Below are 3,234 nucleotides of genomic sequence, written 5' to 3'. Positions count from 1 at the left end.
CCCCTCCAAATGACGTTTGCCTTCGGAGGGACCTGCTTGTCAGGTCCACTCCAGGTTCTCTAGGCTGTTTTCCCTTCTAACCGACATGTACGGTGTTTCTGCCGGAACATTGTGGCGCAATTAAAAACCCCGCGGAATCCATCACATACGCGGGAAATCACGGGGATTTTCGCTCTTTACGGTGGAGACACACCGGCCGGATTCGAACCGGCGAACGGCGGATTTTCAGTTGGCCTGGTCACTTGTCAGAGAGTGTCTAAAGAACAAGGATAGCTCAGGGCCGCAAGGGCTTGACGTAGTTGTGAGCATATGCTCATAATGAATGTGGAGGTGAGATGATGCCCCGACCATTCTGTCGCCGGAGGATTGCTGCCGCACCACCATGCAACTTGTTTGTGCCCGTGGGCGCGCCGTGTGGAACGGCTGAAGAGGTCACGTTAACGCTGGACGAACTGGAGGCTTTGCGGTTGGCTGACTTGGAGGGCCTTTACCAGGAAGAGGCGGCCGAGCGAATGAATGTTTCCCGGCAGACTTTTGCTCGCATTGTCGAGTCCGCACGGAAGAAGGTGGCGCAGGCTCTGGTCGAAGGGAAGGCCCTGCGTATCGAAGGTGGAATTGTGGAGGTCATGACCATGAGAAGGTTTGTATGCTCGCAGTGCAAGAAAGAATGGGAAGTTCCCTTCGGCACCGGTAGACCCCAGGGTTGTCCGCAGTGCGGAAGTGCCGACATCCACCGACATCCCGAAGATCGGGGTGGTTTCGGCAAACGGGGTCGAGGACGATGTTTACGCGGCAGGCGGATTTCCGGGCAGGCGGGAACTGCCAATCTTCCTCAAACCGCTGTCAATGTCGAGAAAGAAAACGTCAACGTTGAGGAAGAAAAGGTCAACGTTGAGGAAGGGAATAAGGAGTGAAAGATGAAGATCGCCGTTGCGTCTTCAAATGGAACGGATGTTTCCTCCCATTTTGGCCGAAGCGGCTGTTTTGTGGTTTTTACTGTCGAGAACGGAACGATCACTGCCCAGGAATTGCGAAATAACCCTCACGGCCAGGGCGGATGTCAGTGCAGAGGGACGCGACATGGTGATCAGCCTCACAACCACGCCCAAATTGTGGATGCACTGCGTGACTGCCAAATTGTTTTGTGCGGGGGGATAGGTCGGAAAGCGGCCCAGGAGTTGGAAGCAGTGGGCGTTCGACCGATTGTCATTCAGCCGACCGGCTCAGCGAGACAAGTTGTCGAGGCATATCTCGGCGGGAACATCGAAACTCGGGAGGAGTTCGGCTGTAACCACTGAGAACGGGTGCCTCCGGCAAGTCCAATGCACGTCGGCTTCTTCGATACGCCGGCTGTAGTGGCGCACCCGCAGCGTTTCGATCCCGCGATCGTCGAGCCTCGCCGACGGTTGATCGGAGAACAACCGGAACGAAGCACGATGTTCCAGCGGAATGCTCACGGAAAACACCCTCAGGCCATGAGCCGAGTAGCGCCGGTTAGGCTACCAGTTGAAGATTCGACGGTCAAGCACCGGGCCCACCGATGCAGTGTTGGCGGCGGTCGGGTGCAAACCATGGAAAGCCACCCGAATTAGGGTGCTGGCAAAGGCACGTCCACATCCAAAAGGTACCCACTATGGTGCCATCAAACTCGCCGCAAAATGTGACGATTTGCATCGATTTGCACCGAAAACCGGCAGCCACAATACCGGAGAGTCGGCTTCCAGGACCGACGCAAGTGCCAAGTGGGTCAAAGCTTCGGGCACGTAAATGCAAACGCCGCAAGCGCTTCGGCTTGCGGCGCAATCGGTTGCGGCAGTTTGCGTCAAAAGCGTCCCCGACAGGACTCGAACCTGTAACCTTCGGCTCCGGAGGCCGACGCTCTATCCGATTGAGCTACGGGGACTCGGTTAACCGTCCGGTGGCTGCCTTCGGCTAGTTTTCCCTGGCTCAGCCGGCAATCCAATCTGCCTGGGCCCGGAGGATGGCCCGGAGAACCTGCCTTATTGTACAGCGTTTTCCCCAACCGGGCGATCCCGGCTGGCAGGTCCCCGACGACTCCCGCCGGTTGTAACACCAACCTTTCCCACGGACGACACTTGATATTTTAGTCTACCAGGCGAACATATCCGTGAAAAGTAAAACCACCCCTGTCGGTGGCGGTATTGGCCGTCGGCGGTAGGCTTGAGAGCACGTCGTGGGTGGATTAACACTGGCCTCGTGCGCTTCCACCACCCGCGGATTTTCCCTGTCATTCGCGGATTGCTCGCCTTTTCTGCCCATGAGAGTGCTCAACGGCCCCGGCTTGGTCACCTCTGCCAACCCACTGTCATTTATAATGGGGTGATTCTGCGTCGGCGAACATCTCGCGGAGATGGCCGGATCATCGCTGGCGGCTTTGTTGACGGAGGGCACGCATGCTCAGGAAGCGTCTCGCGTCCTTTCGAGAACAGCTTTTTTCCCGTCCGAACTACCCGACTGCCCCGATCCAAACCGAGGCGCTTCCTCCGGGCATCCCTTACATCATCGGCAACGAGGCGGCCGAGCGGTTCAGCTTTTATGGCATGCGAGCGATTCTCGTCGTGTTTATGACGCAGTACCTTCTGGCAGCCGACGGCCATGCCGCCCCGATGACCGAGGCAGAGGCAAAGTTTTATTTTCACCTTTTTAACATGGGGGTCTATTTCTTTCCGATCCTCGGCGCGATCCTGGCCGACATGTTCTGGGGCAAGTACCCAACGATCATCGCGCTGTCTCTCGTGTACTGCTTGGGGCATGTGGCGCTGGCATGGGATGAGACCCGGCTGGGCCTGTTTCTGGGGCTGGCCCTGATTGCTCTGGGTTCGGGAGGGATCAAATCCTGCGTTTCCGCCCACGTGGGCGACCAGTTCTGCCGGGCAAATGCCCACCGCATGACCGAGGTGTTCGCGTGGTTTTACCTGGCGATCAATCTGGGGGCGGCCACGTCGTCACTCCTGACACCGTGGCTTTTGAGAGTTTCCGGGCCCGGGGTGGCCTTCGCCGTGCCAGGGCTGCTCATGGCGCTGGCCACAGCGGTGTTTTTCGCGGGCCGATCGAAGTTTGCCCATATTCCCCCGGCAGGACGAAAATTTCTCGCCGATCTCGTCGACCCGGAAGGGCGGCAGGCACTGCTGCGATTGGTGCCCCTTTTCGTCTTTGTGGCCATGTTCTGGTCCCTTTTCGATCAGTCGGGGTCAGCCTGGGTGCTGCAGGCAG

At 58.1% G+C, this 3,234-nt stretch carries 4 protein-coding genes and 1 tRNA gene; 3 read left to right on the top strand and 2 right to left on the bottom strand.

Annotation, left to right across the window (positions count from 1 at the left end):
- Positions 1-335: 335 nt before the first annotated feature.
- Both H5U08_RS13765 and H5U08_RS13760 read left to right on the top strand, forming a co-directional pair.
- Positions 336-914: a DUF134 domain-containing protein gene (locus H5U08_RS13765; protein WP_297034175.1), complete on the top strand. Its 579-nt coding sequence runs from the start codon at positions 336-338 to the stop codon at positions 912-914.
- Positions 915-917: 3 nt separating this feature from the next.
- Entirely contained in the window at positions 918-1,298 is a 381-nt protein-coding gene (locus H5U08_RS13760) for a NifB/NifX family molybdenum-iron cluster-binding protein (RefSeq protein WP_297034173.1), read from the top strand.
- A 531-nt stretch (positions 1,299-1,829) separates the two neighbouring features.
- Here the strand turns inward: H5U08_RS13760 and H5U08_RS13755 are convergent.
- Both H5U08_RS13755 and H5U08_RS13750 read right to left on the bottom strand, forming a co-directional pair.
- A tRNA-Arg gene (locus H5U08_RS13755) sits at positions 1,830-1,903 on the bottom strand.
- 206 nt (positions 1,904-2,109) lie between these two features.
- A complete protein-coding gene (locus H5U08_RS13750) occupies positions 2,110-2,412 on the bottom strand; it encodes a hypothetical protein (RefSeq protein ID WP_297034170.1) in 303 nt (100 codons plus the stop codon).
- A 2-nt stretch (positions 2,413-2,414) separates the two neighbouring features.
- Here H5U08_RS13750 and H5U08_RS13745 point away from each other — a divergent pair.
- Positions 2,415-3,234: MFS transporter (locus H5U08_RS13745; protein ID WP_366494593.1), on the top strand; the 820-nt coding region annotated here is incomplete at its 3' end.

The sequence above is a fragment of the Thermogutta sp. genome, assembly GCF_014359955.1.
GTDB lineage: Bacteria > Planctomycetota > Planctomycetia > Pirellulales > Thermoguttaceae > Thermogutta.
This window is presented reverse-complemented; position numbering and strand designations above follow the sequence as displayed.

Bases quoted from the DNA above. Each gene is read 5' to 3' on its own strand.
- H5U08_RS13765 (WP_297034175.1), top strand. From the start codon at position 336: ATGATGCCCCGACCATTCTGTCGCCGGAGGATTGCTGCCGCACCACCA.
- H5U08_RS13760 (WP_297034173.1), top strand. From the start codon at position 918: ATGAAGATCGCCGTTGCGTCTTCAAATGGAACGGATGTTTCCTCCCAT.